The organism is Thiomonas arsenitoxydans, from assembly GCF_000253115.1.
GTDB lineage: Bacteria > Pseudomonadota > Gammaproteobacteria > Burkholderiales > Burkholderiaceae_C > Thiomonas > Thiomonas arsenitoxydans.
The window spans coordinates 827,788-850,262 of sequence record NC_014145.1 but is presented as its reverse complement, the minus strand read 5'-3'; the positions used below and the strand labels follow the sequence as shown (position 1 = coordinate 850,262).

Here is a 22,475-nt window from a genome sequence, read left to right as displayed (position 1 = left end):
GCCGGGCCAGCGTTCATACGCCTGTGCACTCAATCCCGCCGATCTGCCGCCGACAACACCCCGGCGAGTTCAAGCTGCATCTGCACCATATTGGTCAGCAGGGCCGGAGAAGGCCGCCCCGTGTCCATCACGAAATGCGCCGTCTCCCGATACAGAGGATCGCGCACACGAAACAATTCATGCAGCTTGGCCCGCGCATCGCCTTGTTGCAGCAAAGGCCGATTGCGGTCGTTGCGCAAGCGATGCGCAAGATCGTCCGGGCTGGCGCGCAGATAGACCACCGTGCCCCTTTCGTGCAGCGCCTTGCGGTTTTCCGGCCTCAGCACCGCACCGCCCCCGGTAGCGAGCACGATGCCATCGAGCTGCGTCAGCGCGTCAATAGCGCGCGCCTCGATTTCGCGAAACCCCGCCTCACCCAGCCGAGAAAAAAGGGCCGCAATCGTGCAGCCCTGCTCGCGCTCGATCTCATGGTCGCTGTCGATGAACCGAAGGCCGACGCGTTGCGCGAGCGTACGGCCGACGGTAGTTTTGCCGGCGCCCATGAGGCCAATCAAATAAATACTTTTAATAAAATACCTTTTGATAACGGTAGAGAATTTTTGATCGGCAAAAATCAGTGCGTTAGATCCGCGGAGGTCACAATTTTTGGAGTCAGAAAAACCATCAATTCATTTTTGTTATACATTTTACTATTATTCTTGAATAGATTTCCCAGGACCGGAATATCCCCCAGCAGCGGCACTTTATCCGTTTGATTCTGCTCTTGCGAAGTGTATATACCACCCAGCACCACGGTACCGCCGTTTTCCACCTGGACCTGGGTAGCCACGGTATTGGTATTGATGGAGGGCACACCTGCCGTTGAGGCACCCGGGCTGTCTTTGTGAATCTCCACGTTCATAATTACATTCCCGTCCGGCGTGATTTGCGGAGTGACATCCAAGCTCAAAACTGCCTTCTTGAAAGTCACTGCGGTCGCGCCGCTGGAAGTGGCCTGCTGATAAGGAATTTCAGTCCCCTGTTCAATGGTGGCCTTGCTCAAATCGGCTGTGATGACGCGCGGCGAAGAAATGATTTTGCCTTTGCCATCCGCTTCCATGGCCGAAAGCTCAAGGTTGATGAAACGGTTGGCCGCTGCGTTGAAAAGGCTGATGCCTAACGAACTTGGCGTTGCGCCCGCCAACAAACTACCAGCTAAACCAAACGCGGGAAGATTGACAAACTGAGAGTCTGTTACCGTTGCTCCGGTTGCATTATTTTGACCAGTCTGCTGGGAGACACCGAGATAATCACCCGAAACAGAGACTCCAGGTGTATTGCCTCCCGTACCCGGAAGATTGTTGTTCAGAAAACCCAGCTTCACCCCAAGGCTGCGTCCAAACTGATCGCTGGCTTCCACAATGCGCGCTTCGATCATGACCTGGCGCACGGGTTTGTCGATCTTGGCGATGAGTTGGGCAACTTCTTCGAGCTTGGAGGGAATGTCGGTGACGAAAATCTGGTTGGTGCGGGGGTCAGCCAGCACGGTACCGCGCGGGGAGAGGATGCGCGAGGTGGGCGCTGCGGAACTGGACAGGCCGGGCAACAGTACCGGAGAAGGCGTTGCCGTCGTGCCAGACTGCACGCCCCCAGCGGCGCCCGTCAGCATGGCGACCACGGTAGCGGCTTTCTGGTAGTTGAGCTGGAAGGTCTCTGACTTCACCGGCTCCAGGGCGCTGAGCGATTTTTTCGCCTCGAGATCGGCCTTTTCACGGGCGAGGATTTCGTCTCGCGGTGCGATCCACAGCACATTGCCTTCCTTGCGTTCGCCCAAGCCCTTGGCGCGGAGGATGACTTGCAGCGCCTGATCCCAAGGCACGTCTTTCAGTCGCAGGGTGAGGTTGCCGGTGACGGAATCACTGACCACCACGTTCAGATGCGTGAAATCGGCGAACACTTGCAGCAGCGAGCGCACGTCGATGTTCTGGAAATTGAGAGAGAGCTTTTGGCCGTGGAAGCCGGGGCCGTTGCCTTGCACCAGGGCATTCGGGTTGGGCTGGGTGCGGCGCAATTCGACGACGAACTGGTCGTCAGCCTGGTAGGCGCTTTGCTCGTAGTCGCCATTGGGCTGAATGACCATGCGCACGTTGTCGCCCATCTGGAAGGTCGTGATGGAGGTGACAGGGGTGGCGAAGTCGGTGACGTCGAGGCGACGGCGCAGGTCGGCGGGCAGCGAGGTTTTGAGGAAATCGACAACGATATTCTGGCCCTGTTGGTGAATGTCCACGCCCACCTGATTGTTGGGCAAGTTGACGATCACGCGGCCCGCGCCGTCGGTGCTGCGCTTGAAGTTGATGGCCTGCAGCGCAACTTGATGGGTGTTGAGGTTGTCGGCGAAGTGCACGGTCTGGGCTTGCGGAGCCCCCGTGGCGGCAGAAGTCGCGGCCGCTTGTTCATGCGTGGTATTGAGCAGCACGAGCAGGCGATTGCCATCCAACTGGGTTTTATAGGTGGCAGACTGGCGCAGGTTGAGCACCATGCGGGTGCGGCCCTGGGCCTGCACCACGTTGACCGAACGCAGATTGCCCTGCTCGAAGTTGACGGTCTGACGATCGAGCGCCGAATCAACGCCGGGAAAATCGAGCACGATGCGAGCCGGCTGGTCGATCACGAAGCCATTGGGCGCGGCGCTCAGAGGCTGCGCCAGATTGACCTGCACCACGGTTTCCGTGCCCTGCCGACTGGCGGTGACGTTCTGGATCGCGTTGCTGGCGGCGTAAGCCGGAACGGCCCCAAGCCCCAATACAACCGCTACGGTCAACAGTGCCGTCCCCAGAAATCCGTTAAAAAGCGGCCGTTTGAAAGGCGTCTTCATTGTGTGCTCTCCTGCAATTGAAGGGTTGCCGGGTGCTCGACCCAATCGCCTGTGGCGTCTTGCACCAGTTCCCTCAAATCGACTTGGCTATCAGTAATTTTGATGATCTTTCCGAAGTGCTGGCCGGCATACTCGCCGACATGCGCCCGGTACAACAGGTTGCCCGCCTTGAGCAGGGCGTATTGCTGCCCTTTGATCTTCACGCTGCCCACCATTTGAATCTGGTCGAGTGAATACGCCTCAAGCGGCTGTTTGGGACGGGCCAGCTCGGCCTGCAGCAGCGGGTTGAGCTGCTGCACCTCCTGTCGCACGCCCACTTCGAGTTTGGTCGTGGAGAACGGATCGGTGCCGATCGACGGGTCGTAAACGGCAGGAATGAAAGGCTTGGGCGGCTCGATGGGTTTGATGCGCGGGTGCATGCTGGCGCGCTGTTGCGCCATCCACTCGCGCAGATCTTCATGCTGCTGGCCGCAGCCCGACAGGAGTACCGCTGACAACAGGGCCGCAGAAATCAGCGGCAAACGAAAGCGCTGAAAGTGCTGATATGGGCTAACGCGGTGCAAACTCATTTCGCCCCTCCCGGTTTTTTCGCCTGCTTGGCCTGGGCGGCGATTTCATCGGCGTCCAGATAGCGGAAGGTCTTGGCCGTGGCGTCCATGACCATCGGGGCGCCGGTCTTGCCCGTATTGGCCGTCAGGCTGATGTTGTTGAGGGTCACGATGCGCGAGAGCTTGGCGATATCGGTGGCGAAGCCCGCCAGATCGGTATAGCCGCCGTCGAGCTTGATCGAAATCGGCAGTTCGGCGTAATAGGGTTTCACATCCACCTGACCCGGTTTGAACAGCTGGAATTGCAAACCGCGGCCAATGCCCGCCTGGTTGATGTCGGAGAGCAGGGCGTCCATCTCGGCCTTGCTCGGCAATTGTTTTTCCAGCAGGGCCACGTATTGCTGCACCTGGGCTTTCTGCGCCTTGAGCAGATCGAGGCTGACGGCCTGTTCGAGTTTGTTCTTGTATTCCTGACGCAGGGTGACTTCCTGCTGCTGGGCCGAGGTGAGTTCGTCACGCGTGCCCGACAGCCAGGCATACCAGCCCAACCCCAGGGTCAGCAAAAAGGCAGCGACATAGACGGTGTTGCGCGGCCAGGCCGGCCAGGCGCCCGGATCGTTGGGGTTGAGCCCGCGGAACTGTGCCGAAATATCCTGAAACGCACCGTTCAGGTCGATTTTTGAGAGTTTGGAGGTCGCCATCAGTGTCGCCTCACGAAGGATTCTTGGCCATTGGCGCCGCACCTGAAGTGGCACCCGAGGCGGCGCCCGCCGGCGTGGGCCGCTTGAGAGTGGCGCGCAACTGGAACTGCGCCACGACGCGCGCCGCATTGCCCGCCGCAGCGGGAGCAATCTGCGAGCGGATCTCGATCAGTTCAGGCTTTTCGAGCCAGCCGTCAGGGCGGCTCAGATTGCGCAGAAAGTCGGCCACGCGCTCCTGGCTGAGCGCGACGCCCTGAATGAGCACAGTCGCCCCGTCCTGGCGAATTTGCGAGAGCTGAACCCCGGTCGGCGTGTCTTTGGTCAGATCGTCGAACAGGTGCACCGGCAGGTTGCGGTCGGCCTGCAGACCCTCAACCGCATCTTGACGCGCCCGCAGCGCTTCGATCTCGGCCTTGAGCGAGGCGATGTCCTTGATCTGGCTGTCGAGTTTGGCGTTTTCCGCCTTCAGGAAGTCGTTGCGGCTTTGTTGCTGGGTGATCATTTCACTCAGCACGGTATAGCCGAGCGCCAGCACCAGCCCGCCCAGCACAATGGAGGCAAAAACTCCCGCATAGAAGGCCTCGCGCCTTTTTTTGCGCTTGGCATCCCGGTGGGGGAGCAGATTGATCAACACGATATTCATGACAGATCCCGTTGCTGCGTCATTGCAGGAAACGCCGCATCGCCAAGCCGCAGCAGGTCAGATAGGACGGTGCCTGGCTGCGCAGCTTCTTTTCGCGCACGGATTCGGCAACCGCCATGCCCTCAAACGGGTTGATGACCATGCAGGCCACCGAAGCCGTTGCGGTAATTTTTTCCGCCAGACCAGGCAAGGCCGACGAGCCGCCGGCCAGCAGGATGTAGTCGACCCGGCCAAACGGCGTGGCGCGATAGAAGAACTGCAGCGCCCGCGCGATTTCCTGCGTGAGACTGTCCATATAGGGCGCCAGCACCTGCGTGGCGTAGTCGTCCGGCAGGTCGGCGGCGCGTTTCTTGGCCTCGGCTTCCTCGAGCGAAAAACCATAGGTGCGGGCGATCATCTGGGTGAGCTGGGCGCCACCGAAGGCCTGATCGCGGTCGTAGAGGGTTTCACCGTTGCGCAGAATCTGCAGACTGGTGGAACTTGCACCCACCTCGAACAGCGCCACGAGCAAGTCGAGCCCGGCGCGGGGCAGACGCTCAATCAGACGTTGCGCGGCCAGACGCGAGGCGAAGGCTTCGATATCCATCACCACGGGCTTGAGACCGGCCGCCTCGGCAATACCGCGGCGATCATCCACCTTTTCGCGCCGTGAGGCGGCGATCAGCACCTCCTGGTCGCCAGGGGAGGTGCTGCTGGGGCCGAGGACGCTGAAATCGAGCGCCACCTCATCGATAGCGAACGGAATGTACTGGTTGGCTTCGCTTTCGACCTGCACTTCGATTTCTTCTTCGCGCAACTCGCCCGGAAGAACAATCTTTTTAGTGATGACGGCCGACGGCGGCAGGGCCATGGCGACTTGCTTGGCCTTGGTGCCGCTCTTGCGGACGACCTTGCGCACGGCCTCGACCACATCGTCGAGCTTCTCGATGTTGCCATCGACCACGGAACCCTTTTCCAGAGGCTCCATGGCGGCGCGCAGCAAGGTGTACTGGCCGCGGTCATCCATATCGAGCTCAACGAGCTTGACGCTGGAACTGCTGATATCCAGCCCGATCATTGGCGCATAGCGCTTGCGAAACAGACTGCCAAATGTGGCCACTGAAGACCCCCCGATTGATTTGCAACATTGTGCGCAAGCTCGTAGGCCAGCTTTTGGTGCACCGAAATGCGTGCCAGCCCCTGTTGGTGCGTCAACCTGCACCCCGGTTTGTTTGCGCTACGAACTCAGATTTTTTCTTCGATCCTACCAACAAGTCCTTGATGTACTAACGTGTAAACCCCGGCCCAGCAGAAAAACGTTGCAAAACTCCCACGACGGCTAGGCGGGTGAGCATTTGTGATTTCTTACGGCACAACGGCGGGGATTTTTATAATTTGCAACAAAATTTTCTTTCCGCCCTCTCCAAGCGTTTGCTCGTGGGTCGTGCGGCGGCCTCCTTCTCCACTGCGCGCAAGCCGCGTAAGCCTCCTGCGGAACTTCGCGTCCGCCCGCCTCAATGAGTTCTTCCTCTACCGCTTCGCCCTCTCCGACGCCGCGCCCGCGCGCTCGCTCTCCCTGGTGGCTGCGCGCCCTGATCGGCCTGGTGGTCACGGTCGTGGGGCTGCTGATCGCGGCCGCGCTGGTTGTGGGGCTGGTGCTGGCGCTCAGCTGGCCGCGACTGCCCGACATCTCGGAATTGCAGAACTATCAACCCCAGTTGCCGCTGCGGGTGTATTCGGCGGACAACGCGCTGCTGGGCGAGTTTGGCGAGGAGCGCCGGGTGTTCATGCCCATTGGGCAAATTCCCGATCTGATGAAAAAAGCGGTGCTGGCCACAGAAGACGACCGCTTCTATCAGCACGGCGGCATCGATTGGCCCGGGGTGGCTCGTGCGCTGCTGGCGAATCTGGAGCGCTCGCGCAGTCAGGGCGCCTCGACCATCACCATGCAGGTGGCGCGCAATTTTTATCTGTCGCGCGACAAGACCTTCACCCGCAAGTTGTTCGAGGTGCTACTGGCGCTGAAGATCGAGCAGCAGATGAGCAAGGACCAGATTCTGCAGCTTTACATGAATCAGATTTTCCTCGGCCGCAAGGCCTACGGTTTTGCCGCGGCCGCACAGGCTTACTTCGCCAAACCGCTCGACCAGCTCTCCCTGGCGCAGATGGCGATGCTGGCAGGTCTGCCCAAAGCGCCCTCGGCTTACAACCCCATCAGCAACCCGCAGCGAGCGCGGCAACGCCAGTTGCATGTGATCGCGCGCTTGCAGCAACTGCGCTGGATCACCCCGACGCAGGCGCAACAGGCCCGGGACGAACCGCTGGCGCTGCGCACCGCGCAGACGGAGGACAACGTGCATGCGGGCTACATCACAGAGACGGTGCGTCAGATGGTGTTCGACCGCTACCACGAAGCCGCCTACACGCGAGGATTGAATGTTTACACCACCATACGCTTGCGCGATCAACTGGCGGCCTGGCGCTCGGTGCAGAGCGGCGTACTGTCTTACGAGTTGCGCCAGCCGTATCGAGGACCTGACGCCTTCATCGATCTACCAGGTGCGGTGGACGCGATTCCCGGAGCGATCGAACAGGCCTGCGCCGACCGACTCGCAGCCGACGACATGGTGTGCAGCGTGGTGCTCAGCGCAAAGCCCGCCGAAGTGAAAGTGATGACCGAGGCGGGACAGATCGTGACCGTCTCAGGCGCGGGGTTGCGGCAGGTGCGCGCACTCGGGCTGTCGGACAAGGCGCAGCCCGCCATCAAGCTGCGCGCCGGGGCGGTGGTGTGGCTGGCGGAGGATGGGCCAGGACAATGGGTCATCACCCAACTGCCGCAGGTGCAGTCGGCCTTCGTGTCGATGAACCCGAATAATGGTGCCATCGTTTCGATGGTGGGCGGTCTGGACTTCGCGCGCAACAAGTTCAATCACGCCACCCAGGCCTGGCGCCAACCGGGATCGAGTTTCAAGCCCTTCATCTACTCGGCCGCGCTGGAAAAAGGCATCACCCCGCTCACCGTGGTCAACGACGCGCCGATATTTTTCTCCGCGGCGCAGACAGGCGGCGAATCGTGGGAGCCGAAAAATTATGACGGCAAATACGAGGGGCCGATCAGCCTGCGGCGTGCCGTGGCACAGTCGAAGAATATGGTGGCCATCCGCGTGCTCGACCACATCGGCCCGAAGTTCGCGCAAACCTGGAGCACCCGTTTTGGCTTCGAGGCCAGCCGCCAGCCGCCTTACCTCACCTTGGCGCTGGGCGCGGGCACGGTCACGCCCTTGCAGATGGCGCGTGCGTACAGCGTGTTTGCCAACGGCGGCTATCTGCTCAAGCCTTTTTTGATCAGCAAGATCACCGATTCCCAAGGGCAGGTGCTGTTTCAGGATCGGCCGCAGCAAGCGGGCGACGAAAAACTGCGGGTGATTTCGCCGCGCAACGCCTACGTCATGGACAGTCTGCTGCAGGAGGTCACGCGCTCGGGCACCGCGGCGCGGGCACAGGCGACGCTCAAGCGCCCCGACCTTTACGGCAAGACGGGCACGACCAACGACTTTCTCGACGCCTGGTTCTGCGGCTTCCAGCCCAGCTTGGTGGGGGTGGCCTGGGTAGGCTACGACACGCCGAAGAAACTGGGCAACAAGGAGACCGGCGGTGCGCTGGCCCTGCCGATCTGGATTCGCTACATGCAGACGGCTTTGCAGAACGTGCCGGTTGCCAGCTATGCGCAACCGCCGGGCATCGTGGTGGAAAACGGCGAGCCGGTGTACAGCAACTTCGCCAATGGCGGCGGGGTTGTCAGCCTCGGACTGGACGCGCCCCTGCCGCCGCCCGAGGTCACGCGGCAAGAGCGCGACTCCATCCTCGATCTGTTCAAAGGTAATTGATCGCTGACGGACTTACAGCGTGGGCAAGTCGAGAGACGGCGCGTCCAGAGTCTGCATGACCCGGTGCAGAGCCGCGCCGAGCGTTTCGCCGGTGCGGGTGTCGCACCAATGGCTGCCGCTCCACACAAAGTGATGCGCTCCGGCGCGCGAGGCGAGCCAGACCTGATGCGTGGGCTGCTGCAGGTTGATGATGACCTGATCTCCACTGTCGAGTTCCAGCCGCAGCACGGAGCCGTCGCGTTTGGAATCGAGGTCGGCGGCGTCGGCGGCCGCTTCGATGGCGGCCATGGCCTGTTCGGCAATCTGCAGATAACGGGTGTCGTCGAGCGTGTCGGACATGGGGCGGCTGATACACTGATTTTCGATGGACACAAAGCTTAATCGACCGCAGCACCTGCGCCCTCTGCTACGCCTGATGGCCGCGCTCGGGGTGGTTGTTTTGCTGGGCGGCTGCGGACAGACCGGCCCCTTGTACCTGCCCACTCCCGCCCCAGCGCATTCAGCCTCAGCCGCGCCGCGCTGAGCGTTGGTCACCTCGGTTTGCTGCCTCGGTTTGCTGCAATTACTTGCCACGTTTGTTTGCCGCCCTTTTTCGGACGCCTTGATGAAGACCTTGCTCCTCCCTGCCCTGCCTGGGCATCCCCACATCGACTATGTCGGCTCGACCTTGAAGATCGAGCAAGTCACCGCCTCTGCCGTGGCGGCTGAATTCGGCACTCCGACCTATGTCTATTCGCGCGCCTCGATCGAAGAGGCGGCGCAACGCTATAGCCAAGCGGCGCAGGCCAGCTCGGTGCACGTCGCCCTGCGTTACGCGGTGAAGGCGAACTCCAACCTGGCGGTGCTGCAGCTGCTCGCGCGCCTGGGCTGGGGCTTCGACATCGTTTCGGCGGGTGAACTCAAACGGGTATTGGCTGCAGGGGGCGAAGCGGGCAAGGTGGTGTTTTCCGGCGTGGGCAAGTCGGCCGACGATATGCGCTTTGCGCTTGATGTCGGCGTGGAGTGCTTCAACGTCGAGTCGCCCAGCGAGTTGGCCGCGCTCAACCGGGTCGCACAGGCCGCGGGCAAAGTCGCGCGTGTGGCGCTGCGCGTCAACCCGGACGTCGACGCCGGTACGCATCCCTACATTTCCACGGGCCTGAAAACCAACAAATTCGGCATCTCGCAAGATCAGGCTGCGCAACTTGCGCTGCAGACTGCGCAGCTTGAGCAAGTGCAACTGGTGGGCATCGCCTGCCACATCGGCTCGCAGATCACGACCGTCGAACCCTATCTGGACGCGCTGGACAAGGTGCTCGATCTGGTGGAGCAGATGGAGCACAAGGGCGCGAAAATCGAGCACATCGATCTCGGCGGCGGTCTGGGCATCCGCTATACCGACGAAACCCCGCCGACGCCGCAGGAATGGCTAAGCCCGCTGCTGGCGCGCATCTCCGCACGCGGTTTTGGTCATCGCACCGTCGTGATCGAGCCCGGTCGCTCTATCGTCGGCAATGCCGGCGTGCTGCTCACGCGCACCCTGTTTCTCAAATCCACCCCGGTCAAGCACTTTGCCGTGGTCGATGCCGGCATGAACGATCTGATCCGCCCCGCGCTTTACTCGGCCGAGCAGGCCGTCGTCCTCGCCGAGCAACGGGAAGGCAGCGCCTTGAAATACGACATAGTCGGCCCGGTGTGCGAATCGGCCGACTGGCTGGCCCGCGACCGCGCGCTGGTGCTGGAGGAAGGCGACCTGCTGGCCATTTTGTCGAGCGGCGCCTACGGCATGGTGATGGCGTCCAACTACAACAGCCGCGGCAGACCCGCCGAAGTCATGATCGACGGCGCCACCGCCACGCTGATTCGCCCGCGCGAAACGCCCGAACAACTCTACGCCAGCGAACGGCTCTTGCCCTGATTGACGACCTGCTTGCCGACCTGTTTTCCGGTCGGATCGTTGCTCTGATCATCGATAGCTCTTGCGCGGTGCAGTTGAGCGCGGTGCAGTTGAGTGCGGCGGGCCTGCGCCGCCCGCCAGGCCCACCACAGCCGCAGCCCCAGCAGTAGCGCGAGAATCAGCGCATAGACCGTGGGGCTGGCGGTATTGTTCTTCGCCAGCTTGCCCCACCAGAAGTGGAACACCGCCACCACGCCGATCACGTAAACCAGACGGTGCAAGGCCTGCCAGCGGCGGGCGCCGAGACGGCGGGTCATGCCGTTGGTGGAGGTCAGCGCCAGCGGGGTCATCAGCAATAAGGCGGTCATTCCGGCGAGCACAAAGGGATGTTTGACCACATCGCGCAAGGCCATGTCAACGCTGAAACCGTTGACCAGACCCAGCCACGCGGTGAAGTGCAGCAGCGCGTAGAAAAACACGAACAAGCCGAACATCCGCCGAAAGCGCGCCAGCTCGGCCCATCCGGTGAGCTTGCGCAAGGGCGTGACCGACAGGGTGATCAGCAGCAGCCGCAGTGCCCAAAGACCGGTGGTCCAGATCACGGTCTGTTCAGGGTTGGGCCCCAGATCGTTGGTCCAGCCGCGCCAGAACAAACCGGCGAAAGGCAGCAGGCACAGCACGAACAACAGCGGCTTGACCGCCCGGCTGCGCAAGACCCGACGCGGCAGAGAGAGCGACGACGCGGTAGTCATGGCGCTCAGAAAAACTTTTTCAGATTCATGCCCTGATACAGGCTGGCGACCTGCGCGCCATAGCCGTTGAACAGTTGCGTGGGAATGCGTGGCGCGAACAGGCCGCCGAAGGCGCCACCCTGGCCGATCATGCGTTCATTGGCCTGGCTCCAGTTCTGCGGGCTCACGTCGGGGTTGACGTTGGAGTAAAACCCGTACCACTGCGGCACGGCTCGCATCCACGAAGTGACGGGCTGCTTTTCCACCAGCCGAATCTTGACGATGGACTTGCCGCCCTTGAACCCGTATTTCCAGGGAATGACCATGCGCATTGGCGCGCCGTCCTGATTGGGCAGCACTTCGCCATAAAGGCCAAACGTGAGCAGAGTGAGCGGGTGCATGGCCTCGTCCATGCGCAGCCCTTCGAGATACGGCCATTGCAGAATGGGGTCGTTCTGTCCCGGCATCTCAGCCGGGTCGAGCAAGGTGATGTATTCCACATACTTGGCGTTGCCCGTGGGCTCGACGGCCTTGAGCAGGTTGGAGAGCGAATAGCCCAGCCAGGGCACCACCATCGCCCAACCCTCGACGCAACGATGGCGGTAGATGCGCTCTTCCATCGGCGCGAGCTTGAGCAGATCGTCGATACCGAAGGTGCGCGGCTTGTGCACCTCGCCCTCCACCACCACGGTCCACGGCCGGGTCTTCAGACTGCCGGCATTCTGGGACGGATCGCTCTTGCTCGTACCGAATTCGTAGAAATTGTTGTAGGTCGTGACGTCCTTGTAAGGCGTCGTCGCCTGCGTGGTGGACAGGGCGGTGTTTTTTTGCGCGGCCAGCGCAGGCAACTTGCCCGGTGCGGGCAGGCCGCCGTGCACAGGTGTTGCGGTCGCCTGCGCACGATGTGCAGTGAGCGCCGCCACGCCTGCCGCGGCGCCGACTCCGGCCGCCGCGAGAAAGTGCCGACGATCTTTATAGACTGCTTTCGGCGTGATTTCCGAAGAATGCGGGTGTTCGAAACCTTGGTCTTGACGCTTGCTCATGATGCGCTCCTGTGCGGCGGGCTGGTATGCCGTTCGATAGACGGCAGATCGGGCGACCTTATTCCATCGCGACAGCGGGTAGTCGCTGCAACACGCCGAACCTTACAGTGCGAGCCCATCCCCGCCTGCTCTGAGGGGATTGGGGTGTGAAGGAGGTCTTTCTTCATGGCTACTTCCAATAAAAAAGGCCCCGAAGGGCCTTTTTCACATCGCTAGTTCATCTCACAGCTTGCCGTAGGAATGCAGGCCCGAGAGGAACATGTTCACGCCGAGGAAGGCGAAGGTGGTGACCAGCAGGCCGGTCAGCGCCCACCACGCGGCAACCTGACCGCGCAGACCCTTGATGAGACGCATGTGCAGCCATGCGGCGTAGTTCAGCCAGACGATCAGCGCCCAGGTTTCCTTCGGGTCCCAGCTCCAGTAGCCGCCCCAGGCCTCGGCGGCCCACAGCGCACCCAGAATGGTGGCGATGGTGAAGAAGGTGAAGCCGATGGCGATGGACTTATACATCACATCATCCATCACTTCCAGCGAGGGCAGATGCGAGGCGATGCGACGGCGGCCATACAGAATACCGGCCACGATCAGCGCCGAGACACCGGCGAACACACCCCAGTACTCGGAGATGCCGCCCTGACGGAACACCAGCGGCTCGAAGAACATGACAAAGCCGATCAGCCACAGCGGCGTGAGCTTCCACAAGGAAGTCTCGTTGGCATGGGTCTTGATGAGGTAAGCGAAGCCAACCATGGCCGCGATGGCGAAGGTGCCGTAGCCGATGAAGTTCGCCGGGACGTGCAACTTCATCCACCAGCTTTGCAGCGCAGGCACCAGCGGCTGAATTTCGTAGGCGTTCTGCACCATGCTGTACCACAGCAGGAAGCCCACCGCGGCACTGACCACCAGCATGGCGAAGGCGCCCATGCTGCGGGTCTTGTATTTCTGCTCGAAATACAGATACAGAATGGTGGTCAGCCAGGAGAACAGCACGAACACTTCGTACAGGTTCGACAGCGGGATGTGGCCGATGTCCGGCCCGATCTGATAGCTCTCATACCAGCGCATCATGGTGCCGACCAGCGCCATGGTGATGCCCACCCAGGCCAGACGCGAACCGAAGTACTGCGAGAAATTGGACTGCCAGCCCTTGGCATCGCGCACCATACCGTCGCCGCCGCCAACCATCGCCCCGCCTCCGCCGGCCAGCGCCATGCCTGCTGCGGTATTCTGCGCCGGGCCGGTGAACATGCCGAACCAGTAGGCTGCGGTGCTCAGGAACATCAGGAACGCCATCCACAGAATCGCAGACTGGCTGGCGAGGAAGTACTTGAGGAAAAACACCTGTTCACTGCGCGCCAGTACGGCGTGCCCATCCGGCCCCTGATACAGCCAGATGCCGAAGAGCGACAGGCCCGTCACGACAAGCGCCAAATTCTTGATAGCCGTCCACCCCCAGCCGAGGAACATCAACGTCGTCGTCGCTCCCAGGAAAATGAGCTTGACGTAATAGTTCATGTTCTGGCCGTACTGGCTCAGCACATACGCATCACCACCGGCGATGAGCAGTAGAAAAATCCAGTCATACATGGAGCGTCGGCGCAAGTAAGCACCGATGCCGTTCTGGCGCGGAGGTTCCGAACTCTTGGAGTTCAGTGGCAAGCTATGGGATTTGCTGGCAAGTTCCATGGCGGGTCCCTATTCAGGTCGAGGCAGTGTCCGGCGATTGTGCTTTCGCCGGGTCGGGTGATGCTACGCCCAGACTGGCTGTGCGCAGTGTTTCAAATTCCTTCTTGTATTCCATGGTGCGACGGTTGGTGCTCATGGCCATGAGGGTGTCGCTGCCACCGTCTTCCCGGTCTTTCACCAAAAACCAGACGCGGCGTTCACGGATGTAAAGCATGGCAAATACGCCAAGAATGAGCAAGACCGCGCCGGTATAGACCACAACCTTGCCAGGGGCGCGCGCCACCTGGAAGATGCTGGCCTGGATCTGCTTGTAATTGGTCATCTGCAGATAGAGCGGCGACGGATAGAAAAAGGTGTCGGACAGGGCGAGTACGGCCGAGTCGAAGAATTTTTCATGCGCCGGGTCTTGAGTGACCGGCTTTTCGCCATGGTTTTCGCGGCTGATCTGCCAGAGCTGCCACAGCGTGCCGTTCAGAATGCGCACGAACACGTCGGACGCCTGCTGCTGCTTGTCTTGCGGCACGGCGGCTTCGAGATACTGCGCCAGCGCAGGCAGGCCGCCGGGCGCCTGAACCACCGGCTTGCCGGTTTTGGGATCGTTGGGAATTTCACCCGCAAAAATATCCAGCGTGCGCGAGGCGGTTACCAGGAGTTGATTTTTCAGCTCGGCAGTCGCGTCTGGCGGCAAAGACGCGGCGACGTACTGGGCTGCGGCCTCCTGACGATCTTTCGAGTTGAACAAGGCGGCGCGGAACCGCATCCAGCCGTCGATGGAATCATTGCTGTCGGCCGGTATGCGCAGATATTTGTAACCCGCGTCGAGCGAACCGCGCTCCCCGGCGAGGAACACCTTTTCGCCATTGAGCTCAACCGGCAACATGTAGTTGAAATACTCGTGCGCCTGACCCGAAGCATCGCGAATCTTGTAGATCACCGCGGGGCCGATGTTCTGCAGATGCCGCTCACCCGGCGCGGCCACAGGTGCGCCCAGGTGCCGATCGAAGCCGGACATGAAGGATTGCTCCTTGGGCTTGACGCCGGTCATCTGCGCCGGGCTCATGTCCTGCACGTTGAAGATTCGCAGTTCGGTGAACTCGACCTGCATGCTCTGCGCCCCATTGCTGAGCTGGCGATCCGAGCCCACGGTGCCGGTCAGATCGAAAGTCTTGTCGCTGGGGCCGTGCATCGGCCAGGCCTTGAGGAACAGTTCAGATCCGCCATCGGCGAAGCCCGACTGGAAGATAGTGACGCCGTCATACGTCAACGGATGGTTGACCTCGATCTTCGCCGGAAAGCTCTTGCCCGTGCGGGGATCGGTGATCACCACATCACTGGCGAACAAGCGCGGCATGCCGGTGGAATAGAAGTCGATGTTGAATTTTTTCAAATGGATGTTGAACGGCAGCGGCTGCAGCAACACGCCGTCGCCCATGCTGAGCACCGCCATATTCGATTCGCCGCCATCGGGAATCTGCAGATTGCCGCGAAAGGTCGGGTTGTGCACCGACAGCTTGTTGATCTCGGGCACCTGCGACAACAGCATATTCGCCTTGAGCGGCTCTTTGCCGAACATCCACATCTGCGCCTTGATCATCATGTCGCCATCGAACAGCGCTCCTACGCAGATCAGCACGAATGCGGCATGCGCCAGCACATAACCAATGCGGTTGATGCCTCCGGTCTTCGCAGCGATCATGGTGGCGCCCGCACCGCCCTCCTGCGCCGCAGGACGCTCCTGCACCTTGAACTTGTAGCCGTGGCTCTTCATGACGCCCGTCAAATGCGCCACGGTGGCCGCGCGGCCATCGGTGAACGTGGTTTCGCCACGCTCGTGGAAGTGGCGCATGCTCTGCTCGCGCATCCCCTCTTTATAGGTCTTCAGATCGGTGATGATCTTGGGCGTATTGCGGATCAGGCACAGGCTGGTAGACACCACCAGAAAGGTCAGGATCAGCAGGAACCACCAGGAGGAATAGACGTTATACAGCTCGAACTTACGGAAAACTTCCGCCCAGAACGGTCCGAACTGGTTGATGTAATTGTTGTAGGGCTGTCCCTGGGTGAGCACCGTGCCGATGATGCTGGCGACGGCGACGATCACCAGCAGCGCAATGGCAAAGCGCATCGACGAAAGCAGTTCGACAAAGGCGCGCCAGGCGCGTGAGCCGTGCTGCAGCTCCCAGCCGGAGGTACTCAGAGTGGTGTTGGGAACTGGCGATGGGGTGGCAGACATACGGTGGGAAACTTGGCGCAGCGAACGATTAGCGATCGATGGGAAATCGGTAGGCCGGACCTCGATGAATCAGACCACCCAGCGGCGCCCCGCAAAAGGGTAGGTGGACAGCATCGAAGACAGGTATGACAAATGCAATAGCTTGAAAAAATCAACGAATCAATATAACAAAACAGAAAAACCTCAAATTTGATATCCCACAGGCCAGAGGTGTCATGCGCCAAGCTGGGGCAGCGTGGTTTTCCGCGGAGCGAGCGGCCTTTCGTGCCGGGTCATTTCAAGCCAAACCCAAACCATCGGCCCCTGACTCTCACCCTTGGTCTCGCCGTAGGACAGAGCATGCCCGGCGGGCGAAAGTTCCGGTAACAGAGCGTATCGGTCGCCTTTCGGCTCGAGGCGCGGCCCGATTCAGCGCGGCAACTCGGACGGAGCGCGCAAGCCAGCCGCATACTCGGCCACGGCGGTGATCTGCTTGTCGGTCATGCGCGAGGCGATGTCGTGCATTTCCGGGCTGTTGGTGCGGCGGTCGTTACGGAACATCTGCAGTTCCATTTCCAGGTAGCCCTGCCACTGCCCGCCGATACGCGGATAGCGCGAAGGCATGCCCGCGCCGCCCGGGCCGTGGCACGATACGCACGCCGGTACGGCCCGGTCGGGAATGCCCGCCATCCAGATCGCCTGGCCGAGTTTCAACTCTTTTTTGTCGGCAAAGGCCACCCCGGGCTTGAAGGTCTGGCGGCTGTAATACAGCGCGACATCTCGGATTTGCGCGTCGGTCAGCGTTGCCGCCATGCCATTCATGATGGCGTTGACCCGCGCCGGGTGTTTGGCGCCCTTGGCGATGCGATAGTCGTGCAGCTGCTTGACCAGATAGTCGGCATGCTGGCCGGCCAGTTTGGGAAATTCGGTCGAAGTGGCGTTGCCGTCGATGCCGTGGCAGGCAGCGCAGGTCTGCGCCACCTTGGCGCCCGCCTGAAGCTGCGCCGACGTGGGCGCGGGAAAGGAAGTTTCGCTGACGCTGGACGCCGTCGCCGCCGGGGCGTCTGCGCCCCACGATGGAGCAGACGCCAGCGACAGGCCGGCAAGAGTCAAGACAACGCGCACTGCAACCGAAGGGGTAGGCATGAAAGCGATCCATCAGAAATTCGCCCGCGCCGGACTAACAGTGACAAACAGCGACAATGCACTGCGCCGCGCGGCTCGGACACCGGCGAGAGCGCAGCCCTTTGCTGCACCCGGCCAGCCTGTTTGCACAAGATGGCGCATCCTACCGATACATAAGTTATGGCGAATATAGGGAATTCCAGCAGGTCAACCCCCCCGCAGGTGCGTTTCAGCCCCTTGCTCCACAGTGCGCGTTTTATGGTGACGAGTTCTTCGATGGAGAACCTGCCCGTTACCGGGCTGCCTGAAATCGCTTTTGTCGGCCGCTCCAACGCGGGCAAATCCACGGCAATCAACACCCTGTGCCAGCAGCGGCAACTGGCGTTCGCCTCCAAAACGCCCGGCCGTACCCAGCACATCAATTTTTTCGCCGTCGGCCCAAAAGACTCACCCAGCGGATTGCTGGTCGATCTGCCGGGCTACGGCTATGCGGCGGTGGCCAAAACCGACAAAAAGCGCTGGCAATTGTTTCTCGCCCAGTATCTGGCCGAGCGCGGGCCGCTAGTCGGGCTGATACTGCTGGCCGATTCGCGCCTGGGGCTGACCGAAACCGATCTGAGCCTGCTGGCTTTCATGGCCCCGGCCAGCGTGCCGCTGCATGTGCTGCTGACCAAGGCCGACAAGCTTAACCGCCAGGAGGGACAGCGCGCCGCGCAGGCGGCACGCGATCAACTCGCGCAGCACGCGCAGGCGGTGGGCATGACGGCGCCGATTTCGCTGCAACTGTTTTCAGCCACCAAGCTGTCGGGCGTTGAATCGGCGTCGCAACTCATTGAAAGCTGGCTGGAGGAGGCTGCGAGGCCGACAGAAGGTTCCGAATCCGAGCGGGAGTCCGGCGCGGCGAGCGAGCTCACGGACGACCCAGAGTGAGATAGAAGTTGACTTTCTGCCCTGGCGCCTTGCCCAGGCCGAAATACACCGGGCCCAGCGGCGTATCGGTGCCGAGATACACACTGGTGCTCGAACGCAGATCGCTCAGGCTGACCTGCGCGCGCTGCGCCCAGGTGTTGCCGCGCTCGTAGGCTAGGCCAAGATAGGCGGCGCCGCCAAACAATCCGGGCGTGACCAGTTCGTAGCGATAGGCAATGCGGCCATAGATCAGGTAGTTGCCGATGAGTTGGCCCTCGCGATAGCCGCCCAGCGCGTCGAAGCCGCCGAGCGATAGGTAGTCGAGATTGAGCAGCCCGGCACGGTCGCGGAAGCTGGCCACCCGGGCCGCCACCTCCACGGTGTGCCGCCCGAAGCTGGCGACGTCCTGCCCGGAGAGGTCGATGCGGTCGTAATTGGCATCGCTGCCCAGCGCGGTGCGGGCAAAAAACAGCTCGCCCCGCCCGCTCCAGCCTTTGCGGGGAAAGTAGGCATGATCGAGCCGGTCGGCCAGCACCAGCAGCCGCATGCCGCCTTCGCGCAGCAGGGCGCTGCTGTTGTTCAGCGGCGGCGCCCCGAGCAAATAGGTGCCGTAGATGTTCGCCCGGCTCAGACCGGCGCGCAATTCGCCATAGTCGCCCAGGGGCACGCCCAGATCCAGGCCCACGCGCTGCGTGGTGAGGCGGTAGCGCAGCACGGGGTTGTTGCCGGAATACACATCGACGGGCCGCGCGTCCAGATCGAGATAGGGTGAGACGAACGGCCAGCCGCCGCGCGTGATGGGCTGATATAGCTCGGACATCCAGCGGTTGCGCCAGCCGATCTGCAGATCGTTGCGCCACTCGCCGCCCAGACTGTTGAGCCAGGGCCGCCGCTGCGAGAGCTGCAGCGAAAACCGCGACTGGTTGCGCAGATCGGTATAGAGCCCGAGCCCGAAGCGCAGATAGTTGGGGCCCCAGGGCTTGTCCTGCAGGCGATATTCGAGCACCTGTCCACGCCGACCGGAGACCAGGCGGTAATCCACCCGCGAAAAATCGCCGCTGCCAAAAAGGCGATCAACATCGGTGCGCACTTTGTCGAACTGCAGTGGCTCGCCGGGCTTTTGCTCCAGCCGGGCTTTCAAGGTTTGATCGATGCCCGCAGACAGCCCGCGCACTTCCACCCCGGCCAGCGGCGCGTTGAACTGCAACTGCGCCACCAGAGACTGCGCCCGGCGGGCGAAGGCGTCGCGCCACTGCGCGTATTGCGCGGGCGGCAAGGCCAGCGGTTCGAGCTGCGCGCGGGCGGCCATCACCGCGTCATAGCCGATTTTGATGGCGCGGTCGCCCGCCTGAAAATCGAGCGAGGACAGGTCGCCGAGGTCGGGCGAGATGAGCACGTCGCCCGGCTTGAGCGTGGCGATCTGTGCGCGGATGTTCTGCTCGATCAGAATATTGATCATCTGCGAGGTCAGCCCGACGATGTTGTCGAGCGACTCGCGCGACGCCAGCGGCGTGCCGATATTGATCGCCACCACATGCTGCGCCCCCATGTCGCGCGCCACATCCACCGGCAAGTTGTCCACCAGTCCGCCATCGCCCAGCAAGGCACCGCCAAACTCGGTGGGCGGAAACACCCCAGGCACCGACATGCTCGCGCGCAGCGCCGTGGCCAGCACGCCCTGCTGCAGGATGACCTTCTTGCCCGTCACCATATTGGTCGCCACGGCGCGGAAGGGAATCGGCAGATCGTTGAAATCGCGCACGGTCAGCGCGGGCAGGGTGAGATTGGTCAGCACCTGCTCAAGCTGGGTGGTGTTGACTGCCGCGTTGGGAAACTGCACCTGTCCGTGATCGCTCAACCCGAACTCGATGCCGCCGGGCATTTGCTCGTCGGCCCGTTTGCGGCGGAAGGCCAGCCCTTCGCGCGCCGGGCGACTGGAGAGCACGTTGGCCCAGTCCATGCCCGAAACCTGACTGCGCAGCACATCCACCGACACGCCCTCGGCATACAGCCCGCCGATGATGGCGCCCATGCTGGTGCCGGCGATGCAGTCGATCGGCACGCGCAGTTGCTGCAAAGCTTGTAGCGCGCCAATGTGCGCCAGCCCCCGCGCCCCGCCGCCCGAGAGCACGAGACAGGTCTTGCCGGGCACGACGGTGGGTACGGGTGCAGGGGCAAGCGCGGGCGCGGAAGGTGTTTGAGCGGCGGCAGGCAGCAGCGACAAGCCGCCGACGACCAGCGCCCCGATCAGGCACGCAGCCGCCGCGCCCCGAATCCGCCTGTAGCCCGGAAATTGCCGCATGCGAACTTTCTCGGCCCTTACCTGGCACTCAGGCCAAAGCGTTTCCGCAAGAGCCGCAAAACCGATCTTCCAGAGCCGTCTGTGTGCCACATTGTGAACAGAACCGCCCTTTCAGAGAAGGCGTCGTCGAGGCGGATTCGGCGGCCTGCGCGGCGGGCATCAGCCCCAGAGCCTGGGCGGTCGCCGCGGGCAGCGCCGCGGCCGACTCCGCGCCGCCGCCGAGCAACTGATTGAACTTCCCGATATGCGCCGCGCGCTCCGCATCGAGGCTGGACTGCGGCGCGATCAAGGTGGGGCGCTCCTGGCCAAAGCCGCGCAACTCGCCCGCCATGCCACGCGCCACGTCGGGCAGCCCGCGCATGGCCAGCACCTGTCGCGGGCCGGTGCGCTCGAACAGCACGGTGTCGATCTCTGACGCCCAGACCCGCAAGGTCATGGCCTCGATGTTGATGACGTCTTTTTCCGTCTTGAGCCGATCGGCCAGCACATTGCCCATTTCCATGCGCGCCGATTCATAGCTGCCCTGAATATCGACCCAGATCACGGTGGAACGAAAGTCGTAGCGCCCCCACAGCGCATACACCGCCGCCACGATCAGCCCCGCCCCCAACAGCGCCGCTGCCGCAAAGTAGAGAAACAGGTTTTCGATGCGGTAGGGATTGGGCAGGTTCAGCGCCTGGCTTCGATCGGAAAATTCGTAACTCATAGTGATGGGTTGGGTGGGTGTTAGCAGGCGATTTTCTGGCTTCCCTGGCTTCAGGGAGCGTGTTTACTTGAGCCGATGACCGCAGCTACCGCAAAACACATCGTCCGGCTGCACGGCGGCGCCGCAGGCCGGGCAATGTGTGGTGTCGGCCACTTGGGCGGGGGAAGTCGGCTCCGGTGATGGAGCGGGAGGTTGAGCCGGAGGAGCCGCAGGTGGCGGGGGCGGCGGCGCGACAGGCGCGGGGCGTGGCTTGTAGTCGTCGAGCTTCTGTTTGAACTGGGCCAGCTTCTGCCCAATCTGCTCAGACCCAGCCGACTCCACGCCTTCACTCACCGCCCGGTACACGAAGATCATGCCCAGCACATAGATCAGGCTCACCACCGACCAGGCGAGAAACCACACCAAGCCGATCGACAGGCCCGCGCCGCCCATGCCCGCGCCGCCCAGCGCCACACCTTCCATGCCGCGCATGCCACCGAAGCCACCGAAGCCCCCCATACCGCCCATACCGCCGAAGCCCCCCATGCCCATGCCGCCGAAACTGCCCGCGGCAAAAAATCCGCCGACGAACATGCTGCCCACGAACACCACGGCAAAGATGAACGCCACAGCCGGGAACACCAGCAGCCCCAGCACCAGAAAGTGCATGAACACTTCCAGCGGCCGCTGGGTGACAATGCCCACGGCGCGCGACAGGCTGGCGATGAAGCCCTCGCCATGCCAGACCGCCGCAATCATCAGCGGCCCGGCGAGCAGCAGCACGGCGTAAGCCAGCGCCACCACCACGACCAAAGGCCCGCCGAGGAGAAAACCGAGAAACCCGCCAATGCCTGGAATGCGGCCGAACAGCGACAGCAGATAAGCCGCCAGCAGAATCACGCCAAACCCCAGGCCGAGCAGAATCAGCAGCCCGATGACGTAGAGCGCCGCCTGCACCCCGCCCAGAAACGCCGGGGCGAAACCGCGGATCGGCTGGTCATACGCCTGATCGACCAGCATCAGCCCGCTGGCATTCATGCCCACGATGATGATGATCGCGCCCAGCAGCCCCATCAGCATCGATACTGCGGCGCTGCCCGAGCTCATGCCCGCCGCCGCGCCCCCGCTGATCGCCAGCCCGCCGAGCACGAAGCTGCCCGCCAGCATGGCCAGCGCGCGCCAGTTGTGCAGCGCCTCGTAGCTGCGCAGCAGCACGCCGAGGTTGTTGGTGGTTTTCACGGTCATGATGTCCTCCCTGGACGGTGGTGAAGTTTGGTCGGGTCAAACCCGGTAC

At 62.2% G+C, this 22,475-nt stretch carries 19 protein-coding genes; 4 read left to right on the top strand and 15 right to left on the bottom strand.

Annotated elements, in window-relative coordinates:
• Positions 1–29: 29 nt before the first annotated feature.
• The 6 genes from THI_RS03865 to THI_RS03840 all read right to left on the bottom strand — a co-directional run bounded on the left by THI_RS03865 (position 30) and on the right by THI_RS03840 (position 5,845).
• A complete protein-coding gene (locus THI_RS03865; protein WP_041609140.1) occupies positions 30–542 on the bottom strand; it encodes a shikimate kinase in 513 nt (170 codons plus the stop codon).
• Positions 543–613: 71 nt separating this feature from the next.
• Positions 614–2,854, bottom strand: coding sequence for a type IV pilus secretin PilQ (pilQ, locus tag THI_RS03860; protein WP_013104917.1), 2,241 nt, complete (start codon positions 2,852–2,854; stop codon positions 614–616).
• Positions 2,851–3,423 (bottom strand): pilus assembly protein PilP, encoded by a 573-nt coding sequence (locus THI_RS03855; protein WP_013104916.1) that lies wholly within the window; start codon positions 3,421–3,423, stop codon positions 2,851–2,853. Before THI_RS03855 ends, pilQ begins: the two co-directional genes overlap by 4 nt.
• On the bottom strand, positions 3,420–4,103 hold the full coding sequence (locus THI_RS03850) for a type IV pilus inner membrane component PilO (RefSeq protein WP_013104915.1): 684 nt from the start codon (positions 4,101–4,103) through the stop codon (positions 3,420–3,422). Before THI_RS03850 ends, THI_RS03855 begins: the two co-directional genes overlap by 4 nt.
• Before the next feature lie 10 nt (positions 4,104–4,113).
• Positions 4,114–4,746, bottom strand: a complete 633-nt coding sequence (locus tag THI_RS03845) for a PilN domain-containing protein (protein ID WP_013104914.1) — start codon at positions 4,744–4,746, stop codon at positions 4,114–4,116.
• Positions 4,747–4,765: 19 nt separating this feature from the next.
• On the bottom strand, positions 4,766–5,845 hold the full coding sequence (locus THI_RS03840) for a pilus assembly protein PilM (RefSeq protein WP_013104913.1): 1,080 nt from the start codon (positions 5,843–5,845) through the stop codon (positions 4,766–4,768).
• A 397-nt stretch (positions 5,846–6,242) separates the two neighbouring features.
• On the opposite strand from THI_RS03840, the gene THI_RS03835 reads away from it, so the two are divergent.
• Entirely contained in the window at positions 6,243–8,612 is a 2,370-nt protein-coding gene (locus tag THI_RS03835; protein ID WP_013104911.1) for a penicillin-binding protein 1A, read from the top strand.
• Positions 8,613–8,624: 12 nt separating this feature from the next.
• Here the strand turns inward: THI_RS03835 and cyaY are convergent, their stop codons facing one another.
• A complete protein-coding gene (gene cyaY, locus THI_RS03830; RefSeq protein WP_013104910.1) occupies positions 8,625–8,951 on the bottom strand; it encodes an iron donor protein CyaY in 327 nt (108 codons plus the stop codon).
• Between the two features lie 25 nt (positions 8,952–8,976).
• Between cyaY and lptM the strand changes: the two genes are divergently transcribed.
• Together lptM and lysA are read left to right on the top strand one after the other, a co-directional pair.
• Entirely contained in the window at positions 8,977–9,135 is a 159-nt protein-coding gene (gene lptM / locus THI_RS18355; RefSeq protein WP_079668451.1) for an LPS translocon maturation chaperone LptM, read from the top strand.
• Between the two features lie 81 nt (positions 9,136–9,216).
• Positions 9,217–10,509: a diaminopimelate decarboxylase gene (gene lysA / locus THI_RS03825; RefSeq protein ID WP_013104909.1), complete on the top strand. Its 1,293-nt coding sequence runs from the start codon at positions 9,217–9,219 to the stop codon at positions 10,507–10,509.
• Here the strand turns inward: lysA and THI_RS03820 are convergent.
• The 5 genes from THI_RS03820 to THI_RS03800 form a co-directional block, all read right to left on the bottom strand.
• Positions 10,482–11,240: a protein-methionine-sulfoxide reductase heme-binding subunit MsrQ gene (locus THI_RS03820; RefSeq protein ID WP_013104908.1), complete on the bottom strand. Its 759-nt coding sequence runs from the start codon at positions 11,238–11,240 to the stop codon at positions 10,482–10,484. The genes lysA and THI_RS03820 overlap by 28 nt on opposite strands.
• A 5-nt stretch (positions 11,241–11,245) precedes the next feature.
• The gene (msrP, locus tag THI_RS03815) at positions 11,246–12,262 is read right to left on the bottom strand and encodes a protein-methionine-sulfoxide reductase catalytic subunit MsrP (protein ID WP_013104907.1); all 1,017 of its coding nucleotides are present in this window, start codon (positions 12,260–12,262) and stop codon (positions 11,246–11,248) included.
• A 222-nt stretch (positions 12,263–12,484) separates the two neighbouring features.
• Complete coding sequence (gene ccsB / locus THI_RS03810; RefSeq protein ID WP_049774714.1) at positions 12,485–13,849, bottom strand: c-type cytochrome biogenesis protein CcsB; 1,365 nt, start codon at positions 13,847–13,849, stop codon at positions 12,485–12,487.
• A 112-nt stretch (positions 13,850–13,961) separates the two neighbouring features.
• Positions 13,962–16,181, bottom strand: coding sequence for a cytochrome c biogenesis protein ResB (locus tag THI_RS03805; protein ID WP_013104905.1), 2,220 nt, complete (start codon positions 16,179–16,181; stop codon positions 13,962–13,964).
• Between the two features lie 408 nt (positions 16,182–16,589).
• Positions 16,590–17,306 (bottom strand): c-type cytochrome, encoded by a 717-nt coding sequence (locus THI_RS03800; protein ID WP_013104904.1) that lies wholly within the window; start codon positions 17,304–17,306, stop codon positions 16,590–16,592.
• Between the two features lie 216 nt (positions 17,307–17,522).
• Between THI_RS03800 and yihA the strand changes: the two genes are divergently transcribed.
• Complete coding sequence (gene yihA, locus THI_RS03795; protein WP_013104903.1) at positions 17,523–18,215, top strand: ribosome biogenesis GTP-binding protein YihA/YsxC; 693 nt, start codon at positions 17,523–17,525, stop codon at positions 18,213–18,215.
• Here the strand turns inward: yihA and THI_RS03790 are convergent.
• The 3 genes from THI_RS03790 to THI_RS03780 all read right to left on the bottom strand — a co-directional run bounded on the left by THI_RS03790 (position 18,196) and on the right by THI_RS03780 (position 22,426).
• A complete protein-coding gene (locus THI_RS03790; RefSeq protein ID WP_013104902.1) occupies positions 18,196–20,496 on the bottom strand; it encodes a patatin-like phospholipase family protein in 2,301 nt (766 codons plus the stop codon). The two genes, yihA and THI_RS03790, sit on opposite strands and share 20 nt — an antisense overlap.
• A gap of 28 nt (positions 20,497–20,524) precedes the next feature.
• Positions 20,525–21,202, bottom strand: coding sequence for a zinc ribbon domain-containing protein (locus THI_RS03785; protein WP_013104901.1), 678 nt, complete (start codon positions 21,200–21,202; stop codon positions 20,525–20,527).
• Between the two features lie 63 nt (positions 21,203–21,265).
• Positions 21,266–22,426 (bottom strand): zinc ribbon domain-containing protein, encoded by a 1,161-nt coding sequence (locus tag THI_RS03780; RefSeq protein WP_013104900.1) that lies wholly within the window; start codon positions 22,424–22,426, stop codon positions 21,266–21,268.
• Positions 22,427–22,475: the final 49 nt, after the last annotated feature.